General features: G+C 70.8%; 18 protein-coding genes, 1 tRNA gene and 1 pseudogene. 12 read left to right on the forward strand and 8 right to left on the reverse strand.

Translation table 11 applies throughout. The features are described from left to right. Positions 1-129: 129 nt before the first annotated feature. Complete coding sequence (locus ACFVST_RS20445; protein ID WP_390153749.1) at positions 130-1,467, reverse strand: nicotinate phosphoribosyltransferase; 1,338 nt, start codon at positions 1,465-1,467, stop codon at positions 130-132. Positions 1,468-1,614: 147 nt separating this feature from the next. Between ACFVST_RS20445 and clpS the strand changes: the two genes are divergently transcribed. The 7 genes from clpS to ACFVST_RS20480 all read left to right on the forward strand — a co-directional run bounded on the left by clpS (position 1,615) and on the right by ACFVST_RS20480 (position 6,633). Then, positions 1,615-1,932, forward strand: a complete 318-nt coding sequence (gene clpS, locus ACFVST_RS20450) for an ATP-dependent Clp protease adapter ClpS (protein ID WP_390153751.1) — start codon at positions 1,615-1,617, stop codon at positions 1,930-1,932. Between the two features lie 12 nt (positions 1,933-1,944). Then, on the forward strand, positions 1,945-2,553 hold the full coding sequence (locus ACFVST_RS20455; protein ID WP_390153753.1) for a DUF2017 domain-containing protein: 609 nt from the start codon (positions 1,945-1,947) through the stop codon (positions 2,551-2,553). 446 nt (positions 2,554-2,999) lie between these two features. Further along, positions 3,000-4,502: an amino acid permease gene (locus ACFVST_RS20460; protein ID WP_390153755.1), complete on the forward strand. Its 1,503-nt coding sequence runs from the start codon at positions 3,000-3,002 to the stop codon at positions 4,500-4,502. Between the two features lie 107 nt (positions 4,503-4,609). Next, positions 4,610-5,032: a Mov34/MPN/PAD-1 family protein gene (locus ACFVST_RS20465; protein ID WP_390153758.1), complete on the forward strand. Its 423-nt coding sequence runs from the start codon at positions 4,610-4,612 to the stop codon at positions 5,030-5,032. A gap of 107 nt (positions 5,033-5,139) precedes the next feature. Then, on the forward strand, positions 5,140-5,244 hold the full coding sequence (locus tag ACFVST_RS20470) for a putative leader peptide (RefSeq protein ID WP_390153761.1): 105 nt from the start codon (positions 5,140-5,142) through the stop codon (positions 5,242-5,244). Between the two features lie 144 nt (positions 5,245-5,388). After that, positions 5,389-5,676, forward strand: coding sequence for a MoaD/ThiS family protein (locus ACFVST_RS20475; protein WP_390153764.1), 288 nt, complete (start codon positions 5,389-5,391; stop codon positions 5,674-5,676). Between the two features lie 6 nt (positions 5,677-5,682). Then, the gene (locus ACFVST_RS20480) at positions 5,683-6,633 is read left to right on the forward strand and encodes a PLP-dependent cysteine synthase family protein (protein ID WP_390153766.1); all 951 of its coding nucleotides are present in this window, start codon (positions 5,683-5,685) and stop codon (positions 6,631-6,633) included. Between the two features lie 185 nt (positions 6,634-6,818). Here the strand turns inward: ACFVST_RS20480 and ACFVST_RS20485 are convergent, their stop codons facing one another. After that, positions 6,819-7,211: a hypothetical protein gene (locus ACFVST_RS20485; RefSeq protein ID WP_390153768.1), complete on the reverse strand. Its 393-nt coding sequence runs from the start codon at positions 7,209-7,211 to the stop codon at positions 6,819-6,821. Positions 7,212-7,402: 191 nt separating this feature from the next. Between ACFVST_RS20485 and ACFVST_RS20490 the strand changes: the two genes are divergently transcribed. Beyond that, positions 7,403-8,155: an MBL fold metallo-hydrolase gene (locus ACFVST_RS20490; RefSeq protein WP_390153770.1), complete on the forward strand. Its 753-nt coding sequence runs from the start codon at positions 7,403-7,405 to the stop codon at positions 8,153-8,155. A 75-nt stretch (positions 8,156-8,230) separates the two neighbouring features. Here ACFVST_RS20490 and ACFVST_RS20495 read toward each other — a convergent pair whose 3' ends face one another. Together ACFVST_RS20495 and ACFVST_RS20500 are read right to left on the reverse strand one after the other, a co-directional pair. Further along, positions 8,231-9,481 (reverse strand): PTS transporter subunit EIIC, encoded by a 1,251-nt coding sequence (locus ACFVST_RS20495; RefSeq protein WP_390153773.1) that lies wholly within the window; start codon positions 9,479-9,481, stop codon positions 8,231-8,233. A gap of 189 nt (positions 9,482-9,670) precedes the next feature. Next, positions 9,671-10,982 (reverse strand): annotated as a pseudogene (locus tag ACFVST_RS20500) (PTS transporter subunit EIIC). A 305-nt stretch (positions 10,983-11,287) separates the two neighbouring features. Between ACFVST_RS20500 and ACFVST_RS20505 the strand changes: the two are divergent. The 3 genes from ACFVST_RS20505 (at position 11,288) to rdgB (ending at position 13,117) form a co-directional block, all read left to right on the forward strand. Then, positions 11,288-11,521 (forward strand): glucose PTS transporter subunit EIIB, encoded by a 234-nt coding sequence (locus tag ACFVST_RS20505; protein WP_390153775.1) that lies wholly within the window; start codon positions 11,288-11,290, stop codon positions 11,519-11,521. Positions 11,522-11,669: 148 nt separating this feature from the next. Beyond that, positions 11,670-12,401 carry a ribonuclease PH gene (rph, locus tag ACFVST_RS20510; RefSeq protein ID WP_390153778.1) on the forward strand — a complete coding sequence of 244 codons (732 nt, stop codon included), beginning with the start codon at positions 11,670-11,672 and terminating at the stop codon, positions 12,399-12,401. A gap of 113 nt (positions 12,402-12,514) precedes the next feature. Continuing rightward, entirely contained in the window at positions 12,515-13,117 is a 603-nt protein-coding gene (rdgB, locus tag ACFVST_RS20515; RefSeq protein ID WP_390153781.1) for an RdgB/HAM1 family non-canonical purine NTP pyrophosphatase, read from the forward strand. Between the two features lie 49 nt (positions 13,118-13,166). Here the strand turns inward: rdgB and ACFVST_RS20520 are convergent. From ACFVST_RS20520 to bcp, 4 genes are all read right to left on the reverse strand, one after another. Further along, positions 13,167-13,251: transfer RNA gene (locus ACFVST_RS20520), tRNA-Leu, on the reverse strand. Between the two features lie 55 nt (positions 13,252-13,306). Next, positions 13,307-14,314, reverse strand: a complete 1,008-nt coding sequence (locus ACFVST_RS20525; protein ID WP_390153784.1) for an HNH endonuclease — start codon at positions 14,312-14,314, stop codon at positions 13,307-13,309. 152 nt (positions 14,315-14,466) lie between these two features. Next, a complete protein-coding gene (gene proP, locus ACFVST_RS20530) occupies positions 14,467-15,969 on the reverse strand; it encodes a glycine betaine/L-proline transporter ProP (protein WP_390153787.1) in 1,503 nt (500 codons plus the stop codon). Positions 15,970-16,301: 332 nt separating this feature from the next. Continuing rightward, positions 16,302-16,769 (reverse strand): thioredoxin-dependent thiol peroxidase, encoded by a 468-nt coding sequence (gene bcp, locus ACFVST_RS20535; RefSeq protein ID WP_390153790.1) that lies wholly within the window; start codon positions 16,767-16,769, stop codon positions 16,302-16,304. Between the two features lie 143 nt (positions 16,770-16,912). Between bcp and ACFVST_RS20540 the strand changes: the two genes are divergently transcribed. Beyond that, a complete protein-coding gene (locus ACFVST_RS20540; RefSeq protein ID WP_390153793.1) occupies positions 16,913-17,275 on the forward strand; it encodes a DUF3618 domain-containing protein in 363 nt (120 codons plus the stop codon). The last annotated feature ends 29 nt before the right edge of the window (positions 17,276-17,304 follow it).

Consider the following 17,304-nt stretch of genomic DNA (forward strand, 5'->3'; position numbering starts at 1 on the left):
GCGTGCTCTCGGTGCGCCGGCCAAGCGCCCTCGTACTGGACGTACTTGGGCGTTTGGCCGGTGCGGCGAGAGTGCGTGCCAGGGCACGCGACGCCACGGAGATCCAAACGACACGGCCTAGGCGGCGTCTCAGCTCCCCGTCAGGTACTCGGTGGGGAGGACGGCCTCGCCGCGGGAGAGCTGGGTGGCCGAGAGGGGCAGATGGGCGCGGGCGGCGGCATGGCGGCTGCGGGCCGCTTCGAGGGGTTCGCGCCCGACGACCTCCCCGCCGCGCACCAGCTCCACCAGCAACTGCCGGTCCGCGAGCGCCTCCGGTACCGGCCCGGTGCCGATGACCTCCGCCTCGGCCACCCCGTGCTCGTCCAGCCGCCGGGCCGCCCACTTGCGGCCGCCGATGGAGGTCTTCCCGCCGGTGGACCGCTTCGCCACCGGCGTCAGCGCGGCGTCCGGCGCCCCGGACTCGGCCCGCGCCACCAGCTTGTACACCATCGAGCAGGTCGGGTGCCCGGAGCCGGTGACCAGTTGGGTGCCCACCCCGTAGGCGTCCACGGGGGCGGCGGCGAGTGAGGCGATGGCGTACTCGTCCAGGTCCGAGGTGACGACGATCTTGGTCTTGGTGGCGCCCAGCTCGTCCAGTTGCTGGCGGACGCGGTGGGCGACGAGCAGCAGGTCCCCGGAGTCGATGCGGACGGCGCCCAGCTCGGGCCCGGCGATGTCCACGGCGGCGCGGACCGCCTCGGCCACGTCGTAGGTGTCGACCAGCAGTGTGGTGTCCCGGCCCAGGGAGTCGACCTGGGCGCGGAAGGCGTCGGTCTCGCTGTCGTGGAGCAGGGTGAAGGCGTGGGCGGAGGTGCCGGTGGTGGGGATGTCGTAGCGGAAGCCGGCGGCCAGGTCGGAGGTGAGGGCGAAGCCGCCGACGTATGCGGCGCGGGCGGCGGCGACGGCGGCCAGTTCATGGGTGCGGCGGGCGCCCATCTCGATCAGCGGCCGGTCACCCGCGGCGGAGGCCATCCGGGAGGCGGCGGCGGCGATCGCCGAGTCGTGGTTGAGGATGGAGAGGATCACCGTCTCCAGCAGTACGCACTCGGCGAAGGTGCCCTCGACGCGCAGCACGGGCGAGCCGGAGAAGTACACCTCGCCCTCGGGGTAGCCGAGGATGTCGCCGCTGAAACGGTACTGCGCCAGCCAGTCCAGGGTCTGCTCGTCCACGATCCGGCGCTCACGCAGGAAGCGGAGCTGGTCCTGGTCGAAGTGGAAGTTGGCCACGGCGTCCAGTACCCGCCCGGTGCCGCCGACGACGCCGTAGCGGCGGCCCTCCGGCAGGCGGCGGGTGAAGGCTTCGAAGACCGAGCGGCGGTCGGCGGTGCCGGCGCGCAGCGCGGCCTGCAGCATGGTGAGCTCGTAGTGATCGGTGAAGAGCGCCGTCGAGGGAATCTCCACCGGCAGCCCAAGGTCCGCAGTGTTCATGACGAGGATGCTACCCCCAAAATCGTCACTCTGACGATTTTAGTTCTGGCAGGTGCGGGACGCCCCAGGTGCTCTGTGCCGCCCGGCCCCCGCTGACGCGGCCCGGGCCCGGGGCCATGTGTGCGGCGTCCGGCCCGGGGTGGCAGCATGGGGCCTGTGACGGCCCCCGCACCACTAGAGATCGAGCAGCCCGAGTCGGCCGAGCAGGCCTCCGCCGTGCCCGAGCCGGACCTCCCCTGGGTCACCATCGTGCACAACGACCCGGTGAACCTGATGAGTTATGTGACCTACGTCTTCCAGAGCTACTTCGGCTACTCCAAGGACAAGGCGACCAAGCTCATGAAGGACGTCCACCACAAGGGGCGCGCCGTCGTCTCCACCGGCTCCCGCGAGGAGATGGAGCGCGATGTGCAGGCGATGCACGGCTACGGTCTGTGGGCCACCCTCCAGCATGACCGGAAGTAGCGACTGACCTCCATGCCAGGACACTTCGAACCGACCCCCTCGGGCGGCGCCGCCGTCGCCCTCGACGAGGTCGAGATCTCCATCATCCGCTCGCTTGCGGTGCAGCTTCTGGAGCTGGTCGGACCGGGCCCCGGCGAGGACGCGCCCGAGGACCCGCTGGCCGAGCTGTTCGCCGACGGCCCCACCGAGCCGCCCGCCGACCCGGTGCTCAAGCGCCTCTTCCCCGACGCCTACGGCGGACCCGGACCCGAGCGCGACCGTGCGGCGGAGTCGGCCGAGGCGGCGGAGGAACGGGCCAGGTCCGCCGAGTTCCGCCGCTTCACCGAGAACGACCTGCGGGCCCGCAAACGGGACGACGCGCTGGCGGTGATCCGCTCGCTGGACGCCCTCACCCCCGGCGAGGACGGCGCGGTGCTGCGACTGGAGCCCGAGGAGTCCCGCCGCTGGCTCGGCGCCCTCAACGACCTGCGGCTGGCGATCGGCGCCCGGCTGGAGATCGCCGCCGAGGACGACACCGACGAGCTGTACCGCTTGCCCGACACCGATCCGCGCAAGCCGATGGTGATGGCGTACCTGTGGCTGGGCGGCCTCCAGGAGACGCTGGTCGGCACACTGCTGTAGGCGCGGGGCGGGCCGCGGGTCTTCGCCGGTTCCGTCCCGTCTGCCGTCCCGTCTGTCCGTCTTGCCGGAGCGCGCCCGGTTGTGGGTGCCCGCCTGCCCGGCTCTGACCGGGGTCCGGGGTGGGCGTCACGTCGTCATGAGCCCGCGTTCGCTCAGCGGTTGCTCAAATCCGAATAACGATCGCGTCAATCGGGCGTGGTTTTCCGTCCGGCTCGCGCCGCGTTTGTCCACTTTTTCCAGTGGAGTCCGCCACATTCGTTCGCCCAAAGCCGTACATCTGCCGTGATAGATCTTCACGACCACCCGGCGGACGCCACCCATGACCGCCGGGGGTGCCCCGGCCGGCGGACCGTCGGCAGGCGGCAGCTCCAGCACATCCGGGGGGATCGGGACCCGATCCGAGGCCGGCGAGGTCCGGATCGGGCATGGAGAAAGGCGCACCATCAATGACCTCCGTGCAGGTCGAACCACACGGCCCCGAAGGCCGCGGCAGCTCGCAGGCCACGGCGGACACCGCACAAGGCGAGGGGTACCAGCGCGGGCTCGGCGCCCGGCAGATCCAGATGATCGCCATCGGCGGAGCCATCGGCACCGGCCTCTTCCTCGGCGCGGGGAAGGCCATCGCCAAGGCGGGCCCCAGCCTCATCCTCGCGTATGCGATCGCCGGCCTGGTGATCTTCTTCATCATGCGGGCGCTGGGCGAACTCCTGATGTACCGGCCGGTCTCCGGCTCCTTCTCGGAGTACGCCCGCGAGTTCATCGGCCCCCTCGCCGGCTTCGTCACCGGCTGGACCTACTGGCTGTTCTGGGTGGTCACCGGCATCACCGAGGTCACCGCCGCCGCCACCTATATGACGTACTGGTGGAACATCCCGCAGTGGGCCTCGGCGCTGGTCTTCACGGTCATCCTCTACGGGGTGAACCTGATCTCCGTGAAGCTCTTCGGGGAGCTGGAGTTCTGGTTCTCCATGGTCAAGGTCACCGCCATCGTCGGCATGATCCTGATCTGCCTCGGCGTGCTCACCCTCGGCTTCTCCGACGCCGGTGACACCGCCTCCTTCAGCCAGCTCTACGACCACGGCGGCTTCTTCCCCAAGGGCGTCGGCGGCACCCTGATGACGCTCCAGATCGTGATGTTCGCCTTCCTCGCCGTGGAGCTGGTCGGTGTCACCGCGGGCGAGTCCAAGGACCCGGAGAAGACGCTGCCCAAGGCGATCAACACGGTGCCCTGGCGGATCGCCGTCTTCTACATCGGCGCCCTGATCATGATCCTCTCCGTGGTGCCGTGGACCAGCTTCTCCGCCGGCGTCTCGCCGTTCGTCAAGGCCTTCCAGCAGATGGGACTCGCGGCCGGCGCCGGCATCGTCAACTTCGTGGTGCTCACCGCTGCCCTGTCGTCCTGCAACTCCGGTATGTACTCCACCGGCCGGATGCTGCGCGACCTCGCCCTCAACGGGCAGGGCCCGAAGTTCTTCACCCGGCTCACCCGCAGCGGCACCCCGCTCGTCGGCACCACCTTCTCCGCGGCGCTGATGCTCGTCGGCGTCTGGATCAACTACCAGTGGCCCGGCGAGGCGTTCAACTACGTGGTGTCCTTCGCCACCATCTCCGGTATGTGGGCCTGGATCATGATCCTCGTCTGCCAGATCCGCTACCGCGCCAAGGCCGACCGCGGTGAACTCCCGGTCTCCGCCTTCCGCGCCCCCGGCGCCCCGTTCACGAGCTGGTTCGCGCTCGCCTTCATCGGCATGGTCATCGTGATGATGGGCGTGGACAAGGACGCCCGGATCTCGCTCTACTGCGCCCCGCTCTGGGCGGCAGCCCTGCTCCTCTCCTACTACGTGCTGAAGAGCCGCAACCCGGAGGCGTTCAACCGGCGCCCGGTCGAGACCGCCGGCCACTCCGCGCAGCAGTCCGGACGGCGGCCGGGCGGCGACGACCGGGACTGACCGCCCCGGGGCCACCGACCAGGCCTAAGTCCCACCCCGTCCCGGAATGCGGGCGGGGCCGTATCACCCACCGATACGGCCCCGCCCTCATGCTTATGCTGGGCCGCATGTTGACCCTTACCCAGGCCCTGCACGACCAGATCGTGGCGCACGCCCGCGAGGACCACCCCGACGAGGCATGTGGGATCGTCGCCGGACCGGAGGGCTCCGACCGGCCCGAGCGGTTCGTCCCGATGGTCAACGCGGCCCGCTCGCCCACCTTCTACGAGTTCGACTCCGGCGACCTGCTCAAGCTCTACCGGGACCTGGACGACCGGGACGAGGAGCCGGTGATCGTCTACCACTCGCACACCGCCACCGAGGCCTACCCCTCCCGCACCGACGTCGCCTACGCCAGTGAGCCGGGCGCCCACTACGTCCTGGTCTCCACCGCCGACAGCGAGGGCCTGGGCGAGTTCCAGTTCCGCTCGTTCCGCATCGTGGACGGTGCGATCACGGAGGAGGAGGTGCGGGTGGTCGAGGAGTACTGACCGCCCAACAGGCGTGTTCCGCAAGGCAGTTCACATCCCGGACGGATAACGTCCGTAATGCGGGATCACATCTCCTGACACCCCCCGGGAATCGATACGATGACCGCATGGTTCCCCTAGACGTGAGCATCCATCGCCCGGGCGCCCCGCTGCTCGTCGCACGGCTGCACGTCGACCTGTGCAGGCTGGCCAGCGCCATCTGTTCGCGCTGACCCCTGCCGCCGTCCGGCAGTGAGCCGCGGCGCCCAGCGCTCCACGCCCGCCCCCGCACCACGCCGGGGCAGCCCCTCCCGCCCGGACCGCGGCGGGACGCACCGCGCACCGACCCGACTTCCTTCCGACAGGAGCCCACAGCCATGGCCATCGAGGTCCGCATCCCGACCATCCTCCGCCAGTACACCGACGGTGCGAAGGCCGTCCAGGGCAGCGGCGGTACCGTCGCCGAGCTGATCGCCGACCTCGAATCCCGCCACGCGGGCATCAAGGCGCGCCTCATCGACGACGCCAAGGGCGACCAGCTCCGCCGCTTCGTCAACGTCTACCTCAACGACGAGGACGTCCGCTTCCTCGACGGCATCGACACCAAGGTCACCGACGGCGACAGCATCACCATCCTGCCCGCGGTGGCCGGCGGCAGGGCCTGATCCCGGATGCGCTACGACTCCCCGCTCGCCGCGGTGGGCAACACCCCTCTGGTGCGCCTGCCGCGGCTGTCGCCGTCCGAGGACGTACGCATCTGGGCCAAGCTGGAGGACCGCAACCCGACCGGCTCGATCAAGGACCGGCCCGCGCTGCACATGATCGAGCAGGCCGAGAAGGACGGCCGGCTCACCCCCGGCTGCACCATCCTCGAACCGACCTCCGGGAACACCGGCATCTCCCTCGCCATGGCGGCCCGGCTCAAGGGCTACCGCATCGTGTGCGTGATGCCGGAGAACACCTCCCAGGAGCGCCGCGAACTCCTCGCCATGTGGGGCGCCGAGATCATCTCCAGCCCGGCCGCCGGCGGCTCCAACACCGCGGTACGGGTGGCCAAGGAACTGTCCGCCGAACACCCCGACTGGGTCATGCTCTACCAGTACGGCAACCCGGACAACGCGGGCGCCCACTACGCCACCACCGGCCCCGAGATCCTCGCCGACCTGCCGTCCGTCACCCACTTCGTGGCCGGCCTCGGCACCACCGGCACCCTGATGGGCGTCGGCCGCTATCTGCGCGAACACCGCCCCGACGTCCGGATCGTGGCCGCCGAACCCCGCTACGACGACCTCGTCTACGGGCTGCGCAACCTCGACGAGGGCTTCGTCCCCGAGCTGTACGACGCCTCCGTGCTCACCACCCGCTACTCGGTGGGCAGCGCCGACGCGGTCACCCGCACCCGCGAACTCCTCCAGCAGGAAGGCATCTTCGCCGGGGTCTCCACCGGCGCCGCCCTGCACGCCGCGATCGGCGTCGGGCGCAAGGCCGTCAAGGCGGGGGAGAGCGCCGACATCGTCTTCGTGGTGGCCGACGGCGGCTGGAAGTACCTGTCCACCGGGGTCTACACGGCGCCCACCACCGAGGCCGCCATCGAAACCCTGCACGGCCAGCTCTGGGCCTGACCCGTCACCCGCCGGTCCGCGTACGTCAGCCCGACCCTGGCCGGGGAGGCCCCACCTCCCCGGCCATCACTCTCAACCGGCCGCCCACACAGGCCAGTTGACGATCCCTCAACCGGCCCCCGGCACAGCCCGGTTGGCGGAAGCCCGGCCCCAACAGCCCTGCGCACAAGCCCAGTTGCCGGCGTTCAGAACCGCTCCCGGATCCGCTCCCACGCCTCCGGTTCCACCACGCCGACCAGGCCCCGCAGACGCCGCGCCGCCACCGCGCGCACCCGGTCCGGATCCGCCGGCGCCGGGCCGCCCCGCCCCTCGCCGGTACTGCCCGCCGGCAGCCACACCGCCCCCGGTGGCGCCGCCCCCTCCGCGGCCAGTACCGGCGCCACCCGCACCCGGCGGCCCGGCACCTCCACCACCAGCCACGGCTCCCCGTCCAGCCACCACACCTCGCCCGGCCGCGGCCCCCGCCCCCGGCGCCCCCGCAGGCCGCGCCCCAGCCCGTCGGCCAGGGCCACCGCCAGGCCCAGCACCAGCACCAGCAGCACCGCGGGCCACCACATCCCGTCCATCCCGGCGTCCATGCCCGCGACCGTACCGCCGCACGCCCGGCCGGGTGTTCGGCCGCGTTCCCTCCGAACCGGTGACAGGGCAGGTGAGTTCGCCCACAACGGCCCGGGACGAAGGAGCGACCGGCGCTTTGGCGCCTTACGCTCGACGGATCACCCTGCGCACGACCCCCGTCCTTCCCGCCAGCACGGAGGTTCCAGCTCCCATGAAGCTCACCGTCGTCGGCTGCTCGGGCTCCTTTCCCTCCCCGGAATCGGCCTGCTCCAGCTACCTCGTAGAGGCCGACGGCTTCCGGCTGCTCCTCGACCTGGGCAACGGCGCCCTCGGCGAACTGCAGCGCCACATCGGGCTCTACGACCTCGACGCCATCTTCCTCAGCCACCTGCACGCCGACCACTGCATCGACATGTGCGCCTACTTCGTGGCCCGCTACTACCGCCACAACGGCGGCCGTTGCCCCGCCCTCCCGGTGTACGGCCCGGAGGGCACCGAGCAGCGCCTCACCACGGCGTACGCGGACACCCCCTCCACCAAGTCGATGAGCGAGGTCTTCGACTTCCGCACCGTGCGGCCCGGCACCTTCACCATCGGCCCGTTCACGGTGCGCACCGAGCGGGTGCGGCACCCCGTCGAGGCGTACGGCATCCGCGTCGAGCACGGCGGCCGCTCGCTCACGTACTCCGGGGACACCGGGCCCGCCGAGGAGTTGACGCGGCTCGCGGCCGGTACCGACCTCTTCCTCTGCGAGGCGGCCTTCACCCACGGCAAGGAGGACATCCCCGACCTCCACCTCAACGGCCGCCAGGCCGGCCAGACCGCCCAGGCCGCCGGCGCCGGGCGCCTGGTCCTCACCCACATCCCGCCGTGGACCGACCCGCAGGTCAACCTCTCCGACGCCCGCGCCGTGTACGACGGCCCGGTGGACCTCGCCGCGGCCGGCGCCGTCCACCAGATCTGACCCCGCCGCCCGCGCCCGCTCCCGCAGAACCGATCCGGCGGCCACCGAGTGGTCGGGGCGGTGGCCGCCGGCGGCCTACGCCTTGGTGAGGTCCTCGACCTCGTCCTCGGGCTCGCGGCCCGGGGTGGTCAGATTGAACCTGACGATGGCGAACCGGAAGGTGACGTAGTAGATCACCGCGAAGACCAGCCCGATCGGAATGATCAGCCAAGGCTTCGTCGCCAGATGCCAGTTGAGCGCGTAGTCGATGGCACCGGCCGAGAAGTTGAACCCGGTGTGCACCCCGAGGCCCCAGGTGATCGCCATCGAGGCGGCGGTGAGCACCGCGTGCAGCACGTACAGGATCGGCGCGATGAACATGAAGGAGAACTCGATCGGCTCGGTCACACCGGTGACGAACGAGGTCAGGGCCAGCGAGATCATCATGCCGAGTACGGCCTTGCGGCGCTCGGGGCGTGCGGTGTGCGCGATGGCGATCGCGGCGGCCGGCAGACCGAACATCATGATCGGGAAGAAGCCGGACTGGAAGATACCGGCGGACGGGTCCCCGGCCAGGAAGCGGGTGATGTCACCGTGTACGACATCGCCCGCGGAGGTGGTGAAGTCGCCGAGCTGGAACCAGGCCACCGTGTTGACGAACTGGTGCATCCCGATCGGGATCAGCGCCCGGTTCACCGCGCCGAAGAGGGCCGCACCGCCCGAGCCGAGCCCCGTCATCCACTCGCCGAAGCTGGATATCCCACTGCCGATGGGCTCCCACACCAGGCCGAAGAAGACGCCGACCACGATGCCGACGAAGGCCATGATGATCGGGACGAGGCGGCGGCCGTTGAAGAAGCCGAGCCAGTCGACCAGCTTGGTGCGGTGGAACCGCTGCCAGAGCACCGCGGCCAGCAGACCCATGATGATGCCGCCGAGGACCCCGGGGTCGTTGTAGGTGGCGGCGACGTCCTCGCCCTTCTTCACCACCGCCTCGGTGACCGGGAAGGCCTCAAGTACCTTGCTGTAGACGAGGAATCCGACCACCGCGGCGAGCGCCGTGGAGCCGTCGGACTTCTTGGCGAAGCCGATGGCCACACCGATGCAGAACAGGATGGGCAGCGAGCCGGTGAGGGCGCCGCCCGCGTTGTTGAAGACGGCGGCGATCCTGTCCCAGCCGAGTCCGTCCTTGCCGAAGAGGTCGTCCTGGCCGAGGCGGACCATGATCCCGGCGGCCGGCAGTACGGCGATCGGGAGCTGCAGACTGCGGCCCACCTTCTGCAAGCCCTGGAACAGACCGGATCCCCGCTTCTTCGCGGGAGCCGCCGGGGCGGTGGCGGTGCTCATCAACTTCCTCCAGGTGCCGGTTCGCCGCCGCGGCAGAGGAGCGCCGGGCAGCGCCATGTGGTCTACACCACTACTGGTGTAGACCTGTTGTAGCACGGTGAAGGTGGGATAAGGAACCCGCGTTTTCTGTGGTCTGAACCATAGCGGGGGCGGTGGCGGGGAGCGGCTGGGACGGTCGCCGCGCGACGTCTACGCGACGTTCTCCCGGTCCTGCCGCTCCGACTCCTCCTCCGGCTCCCGCCCCGGCGTCCGCAGATTGAACCGGATGATCGCGTACCGGAAGATCACGTAGTACACCGCCGCGAAACACAGCCCGATGGGCAGGATCAGCCAAGGCCTCGTCGCCAGGCTCCAGTTGATCACGTAGTCGATCAGCCCCGCCGAGAAGCTGAAGCCGTCCTTCACCCCCAGCGCCCAGGTCACCGCCATCGACACACCCGTCAGCACCGCGTGGACCGCGTACAGCCCCGGCGCGATGAACAGGAACGAGTACTCGATCGGCTCGGTGATCCCGGTGACGAACGAGGTCAGTGCCACCGACAGCATCAGACCGCCCACCACCTTGCGCCGCTCCGGACGCGCGCAGTGCGTGATCGCCAGCGCCGCCGCCGGCAGCGCGAACATCATGATCGGGAAGAAACCCGTGGTGAACAGCCCGGCATGGGGATCGCCCGCCAGGAACCGGTTGATGTCACCGTGCACCACCGTGCCGTCCGGCTTGGTGTAGTCCCCGAACTGGAACCAGACGAACGTGTTGAGGAACTGGTGCAGCCCCACCGTCAGCAGCGCCCGGTTCGCCACCCCGAAGATGCCCGAACCCCAGGCGTCCAGAGCCACCAGCCACTTCGAGAAACTCGTCAGCCCGTCACCGATCGGCGGCCAGATCCACGCGCAGAACGCGCCGAGCGCCAGCCCGATGAAGGCCATGATGATCGGCACCAGACGGCGGCCGTTGAAGAACCCCAGCCAGTCCACCAGCTTCGTCCGGTGGAAACGCATCCACACCCGCGCCGTCGCATAGCCCAGCACGATCCCCCCCGAACACCCCCGGATTCTGGTACTCCGCCGGCGTCACCTCCCCGTGCCTCGGTACGCACACCCCGCTCCACGCACCGGCCGTGGCGAAGGTCGTCCCCGGCGGGCAGCCGTTGGGAAAGGCGTGCAGCACCGCGAAGTACACAAGGAAACCGGCCACCGCCGCCAGCGCCGTGGAACCGTCCGCCTTCTTCGCCATACCGATCGCCACACCGACGCAGAACAGCAGCGGCAGCCCCAGCGAGGAATCCAGCAGCGCACCGCCCGCCGCCGCGAACACCTTCGCCACGTTGTCCCAGCCCAGCCCGTCCGCGCCGAACACATCGGGCTGCCCCAGCCGGTTCAGGATGCCCGCCGCCGGCAGCACCGCGATCGGCAGTTGCAGACTGCGGCCCATCTTCTGCAACCCCTGGAACAAGCCGCTCCACCACGGGCGACCCGGCGCGGCTGCGCTCTCGGTACTCATCGGCATCCCTCCCGAGCGACCCGGGCCCGCGACCTGGGCTCGGCGACCCGGGCTTGGCGGTTGGCCCAAAGTGGTGTAGACCAGTTGCGGCATGACCTGCCGGTGCCGCCCGGACAGGGGACGGCACCGGCAGATCCGCACCACACGACCTAGACCGCATCCTCGGCGGCGGCCCCCATGACCGCCCGCGAAGAGGGGCCAACCGTGGGTTACCGTGGCAAAGCGGCCCCATGACGCCGCCCGCCCAGAGAACCCGCCGACACCGGAACACCCCGGCCCCGGCCGGAACCGACAGGGAGAAACACATGGCCACCAAGGCTGAGAAGATCGTTGCCGGGCTCGGCGGCATCGACAACATCGAAGAGGTCGAGGGCTGCATCACCCGCCTCCGCACCGAGGTCGCCGACCCGGCCCTCGTCGACGAAGCAGCCCTCAAGGCCGCCGGCGCCCACGGCGTCGTCAAGATGGGCACCGCGATCCAGGTCGTCATCGGCACCGACGCCGACCCCATCGCCGCCGACATCGAAGACATGATGTGAGCCGCACCCGCTGACAACCGCCGCCCGGCGCAAGCCACTTGAGACCCGGCAGCACCGGCACCGGCACCGGCGCCGGCACCAGCACCGGCACCACCCGCGCGACCCACCGGGGCGAGCCCGAGCAGCACCGGCCGATAGGCTCGCCCCCATGTCTCGTACCGACGGCCGAACCCCCGACCGACTCCGCCCCGTCACCATCGAACGCGGCTGGAGCAAGCACGCCGAGGGCTCCGTCCTCGTCTCCTTCGGCGACACCCGCGTCCTCTGCACCGCCTCCGTCACCGAAGGCGTCCCCCGCTGGCGCAAGGGCAGCGGCGAAGGCTGGGTCACCGCCGAATACGCCATGCTGCCCCGCGCCACCAACACCCGCGGCGACCGCGAATCCGTCCGCGGCAAGATCGGCGGCCGCACCCACGAGATCTCCCGCCTCATCGGCCGCTCCCTGCGCGCCGTCGTCGACTACAAGGCCCTCGGCGAGAACACCGTCGTCCTCGACTGCGACGTCCTCCAAGCCGACGGCGGCACCCGCACCGCCGCCATCACCGGCGCCTATGTAGCCCTCGCCGACGCCGTCACCTGGGCCCGCGGCCGCAAACTCATCAAGGCCGGCCGCACCCCCCTCACCGACACCGTCGCCGCCGTCTCCGTCGGCATCGTCGCCGGCACCCCCCTCCTCGACCTCTGCTACGAGGAGGACGTACGCGCCGACACCGACATGAACGTCGTCTGCACCGGCGACGGCCGCTTCGTGGAGATCCAGGGCACCGCCGAAGCCGAACCCTTCGACCGCACCGAACTCGGCACCCTCCTCGACCTCGCCACCACCGGCTGCGCCGAACTCGCCGCGGCCCAGCGAACCGCCCTCGACCAGCAGTCCTGAACAGACTTGCCCGAAAGGGGAGTTGGCCCGGGACGGAGTACGACCGCCACCGCCGCGCCGCCCGCGGTGCACCCGCACCACGGGGCGGCCGGCGCACTGGCGATACTGGGCCCATGACCCGCCTGATCCTCGCCACCCGCAACGCCGGAAAGATCACCGAACTCCGCGCCATCCTCGCCGACGCCGGCCTCACCCATGAACTCGTCGGCGCCGACGCCTACCCCGACGTCCCCGACGTCAAGGAGACCGGCGTCACCTTCGCCGAGAACGCCCTGCTCAAGGCCCACGCCCTCGCCCGCGCCACCGGCCACCCCGCCGTCGCCGACGACTCCGGCCTCTGCGTCGACGTACTCGGCGGCGCCCCCGGCATCTTCTCCGCCCGCTGGGCCGGCCGCCACGGCGACGACCGGGCCAACCTCGAACTCCTCCTGGCCCAGCTCGCCGACATCGCCGACGGCCACCGCACCGCCCACTTCGCCTGCGCCGCCGCCCTCGCCCTCCCCGACGGCACCGAACACGTCGTGGAGGGCCGACTCCCCGGCACCCTCCGCCACATGCCCGCAGGCACCGGCGGCTTCGGCTACGACCCGATCCTCCAGCCCGACGGCGACACCCGCACCTGCGCCGAACTCACCCCCGCCGAGAAGAACACCATCAGCCACCGAGGCAAGGCCTTCCGCGCACTGGTCCCGGCGGTACGGGAACTGCTGGGGTGAAGGCGGCGAGGGCACCCGGCTGCTGCGCGGGTGCCCTCGACTCGTACCGTGCGGCCGGAGGGACTCGAACCCTCACGGGTGTTACCCCACCAGGACCTAAACCTGACGTGTCTTGCCAGTTCCACCACGGCCGCCTGTGCCTCGCATGGTATCGGGCTGCGCGCTCGTAAGGGAAAACGTCGCGGTGGATCAGGCGGCGGAAGCGCTCTGGCGAGAAGGCTTCCGGCGGCACCAAGTCGCCGTCAGCGCATGGCAGTTGGGGCAGAGATAGCGGAGGTTCCGCTGTCGGTTGTCGTGCCAGTCGCCGCTGATGTGGTCGATCTGGAGGGTGATCGGCCGCCCTCGCCACGACCCGGTGTTCCCGCACTCCGCACACCGGTACGGCACACCGCGTTCCTGGAGTGCGTGATGTAGTCGGTCGCGGTTTCGCCGGGCCGCCCCGGGTGGCAGCACCACGAGCACCGTGTCCGCGACCGGTGGGCGGGGCGTCGGTGCGGTGGCCCGTCGCCAGGACCGGCGGGTGAAGTGGCCGGTGTCCAGCCCGAGCCGTATCACCGCCCGCTGCACCCGGCGGTGGTTGGCATAGGTGACGTCGAGGCCCAGCGCGCGCATCACCTCCGCGTACCCCGCCGCCTCCGGGACGGCTCGGCGCAGGGCTTCCTCGTCCAGTTGCACGCGGTGGTGGCGGAAGTGTGAGGTGTCGATGCCCTGTGCGCGCACCATCCGCAGCAGTGCGGCGCGGGACCGGCCGTCGTCGGGTATGCCGAGCCGCCGCGCCATACATCTGACACTGGTCGCCCCGGCCGCCGCGGTGGCCAACTCCTCCTGGGTGAACGGAAGTTCGGGTGCCTGGCGCTGCATTCCGGAGAAGTGCCGGGTGTCCAGACCGGCTTTCGCCATCCGCTGGGACAGATGCGACATGGTGCCGGAGGCCGGGGTGGCGCCGAGTGCGAGCGCCACCTCGCGCAGCGAGGACGCGGAGGCGGCGGCCGCCGCTATGTCCGCGTCCGAGAACTTCCGCCAGGGGCTGACCCGGGTGAAGTGCCCGGTGTCCAGCCCAAGGGCGGCCACCTCCCGCTGCACCCGTCTCCTGGACGCACCGTTCGCCTTCAGGCCGAGCCGCCGGAGCAGCGCGGCCCAGGTGTCCACCCCGGCCACCGCGTCAGCCAGTGTCTCCCTGTCGATGCGCTCAGCCACCGGCCCGCCCCTCTCGTTCACCGTTCGACGCTCGAACTGGTAAACGACCACCCGCCCCCCAGGGCACGCCCCTCTCAAGTGACCCCTGTCACAGGGAGCCAGGGAGCCAGGCCAGGGAGCCAGGGCAGGTCAGACCAGGGAGTCAGGGCGGGTCAGAAGCGGGGCTCCGGGGCCTGGGCTTCGACCAGTTGGGCGGCTTCCTCCTTGGTTTCGACGGAGGGTGGGGAGCCGTCGAGGGGCTGGCGGGCGGTTTCCTTCATGCAGGCGACGGAGACGACGCCGACGAGGGCCGCGGCCATGGCGTAGTAGGCGGGCATCATGTCGGTCCCGGTGACGCTGATGAGGGCGGTGACGACCAGGGGGGTGGTGCCGCCGAAGAGGGACGCGGAGAGGTTGTAGCCGACGGAGAGGGAGCCGTAGCGGACCTGGGTGGGGAAGAGGGCGGGGAGGGCGGCGGACATGGTGCCGAGGAGGCAGACCAGGGAGAAGCCGAGCAGCAGGCAGCCCCCGGCGACGGCCGGCACGCTGCCGAGGTGCAGCAGCATGAAGGCCGGGATGGAGAGGAAGAAGAAGCCGAGCATCCCGGTCATCAGCAGCGGCTTGCGGCCGAAGCGGTCGGAGAGCCGGCCGACCTGGTTGACCACCAGCATCAGCACCACCATGGTGCACACCAGGATCAGCAGCCCGTGCGCGTCGTCGTAACCCAGCTCGTCGGTGAGGTACGTCGGCATGTACGACAGCAGCATGTAGTCGGTGATGTTGTACGCGCCGACGAGGCAGACGCAGAGGATGAGGCTCGGCCAGTAGCTGCGGAAGATGTGCGCGAGGTCGCCCTTGGCGGTGGTCTCGACGGCGCTGGCGCCTTCGGAGGCGGGGTGGGTGGCCTGGTTCTCCAGGTTCTGGAAGGCGGGGGTCTCGTCCAGGCGGAGCCGCAGGTAGAGGCCGACGAGGCCGAGGGGGCCGGCGACGAGGAAGGGCAGCCGCCAGGCCCAGGACTCCATGGCGTGGGTGTCGAGGAGCAGGGTGAGGACGAGGACCATGCCGGCGGCGCCGGTGTAGCCGGCGAGGGTGCCGAATTCGAGGAAGCTGCCGAAGAAGCCGCGGCGTTTGTCGGGCGCGTACTCGGCGATGAAGGTGGAGGCGCCGCCGTACTCGCCGCCGGTGGAGAAGCCCTGGACGAGGCGGAAGAAGATGAGCAGGGCGGGGGCCCAGAAGCCGATGGTGGCGTAGGACGGGATGAGGCCGATGGCGAAGGTGCCGATCGCCATCAGGATCATGGTGAGGGCGAGGACCTTCTTGCGGCCGATCTTGTCGCCCATGGGTCCGAAGACCATGCCGCCGATCGGGCGGACCAGGAAGGACACCGCGAAGGTGGCGAACGAGGACAGCAACTGGATGGTGCCGTTCCCGGATGGGAAGAAGACATGGCCGATGGTGACGGCGAGATAGCTGTAGATGCCGAAGTCGAACCACTCCATGGCGTTGCCGAGGGCGGCGGCCTTCACCGCGCGGCGGACGGCGGCGTCGTCGGTGATGGTGATGTCGGTCCGGCGCAGCGGGGGGTTCTTGCGTCGCTGCACGGCGCGGAAGAGGGCCCGGTGGCGTTTGAGCGCCCAGGGGTCGGCCGCTTCGGGTTCGTCGCCGTTCGCCGCCATGGAGCGGATCCTTTCTCTGGACGTTCTGCCGGGCTGCGGTTGCTCTGTGGTGCGGGGAGCAGACCGGGGTCCCGTCCAGGGGGAGGTTCCTCACAGTTTCGAGCGGCGGGGCTCGGGGCGCATCCAGGGTGATCGCGGCGGGTGAGGCGGGGGGGGGGGCGGGGGGGGCGCCGGCCCCCCGGGGGGGGGCGTTTGCGCGGGGCCGGGGGGTCTTAGGCCCAAGGGCGGGGGGGCGGTAGGTGGGGGGGGGGGGGGGGGGGGGGGGCCCGGGGGGGGGGGGGGGGGGGGGGGGGGGGGGGGGGGGGGCCCCCCCCCCCCCCCCCCCGGCGGGGTCAGATGCCGAGGTCCCGGATGATCTTCGCCACATGGCCGGTGGCCTTGACGTTGTAGAGGGCGCGCTCGACCTTGCCGTCCTCGTCGACGACGACGGTGGAGCGGATGACGCCGGTGACGGTCTTGCCGTAGAGCTTCTTCTCGCCGAAGGCGCCGTACTCGGTGAGGACGGTCTTGTCGGGGTCGGCGAGCAGGGTGACCTTGAGGTTCTCCTTGTCGCGGAAGCGGGCGAGCTTCTCCGGCTTGTCGGGGGAGATGCCGATGACGTCGTAGCCGGCGCCGGTCAGGACCTCCAGGTTGTCGGTGAAGTCGCAGGCCTGCTTGGTGCAGCCGGGGGTGAGAGCGGCCGGGTAGAAGTAGACGATGACCTTGCGGCCCTTGTGGTCGGCGAGGGAGACCGGGGTGCCGTCGGCGTCGGGGAGGGTGAAGGCGGGGGCGGTGTCGCCGGGCTGCAGTCGCTCGCTCATGGTGGCTCTCCGTGGTGTCTTCGGCGCGGTGCCGGGGGCTGGCGCGTGGTTCGGTGGGTTCGAGCGTAACCAGCGCTACGGGGGGCCTCGTGGGGTGCGGGGCGGGATGAGCTGACAGACTGTCGACCGGTAGCAGCAATCGGATGTCGGACACGACCCAGACCCACGGAGGCGGCGCGGTGGCGGAAGCGGATGCCAGGACCCCTGCGCAGATCGAGGCGGACATCGTCGGTCGGCGTGAGCGGTTGGCTCAGACCTTGGACGAGATCGGGGTGCGGGTGCACCCGAAGACGATCGTGGGGGACGCCAAGGCCAAGGCGGTCTCGACGGTGGACCACACGCTGGGGCGCGCCTACGTGGCGGTGAACCGTGCGGTGTCGCAGGTGCGTTCGCAGTTTGTGACGGAGGAGGGGGAGCCGCGGCTGGAGCGGATCGTGCCCGCGGCGCTGCTGGTGGCCGGAGTGGTGGGGCTGGTGGTGGCGCGGTCCCGCCGGGACGGCGAGTAGCGGCCGGTGGTCATGGGCTCCGTACCGGG

The organism is Streptomyces sp. NPDC058045 (assembly GCF_042885635.1).
Lineage (GTDB): Bacteria > Actinomycetota > Actinomycetes > Streptomycetales > Streptomycetaceae > Streptomyces.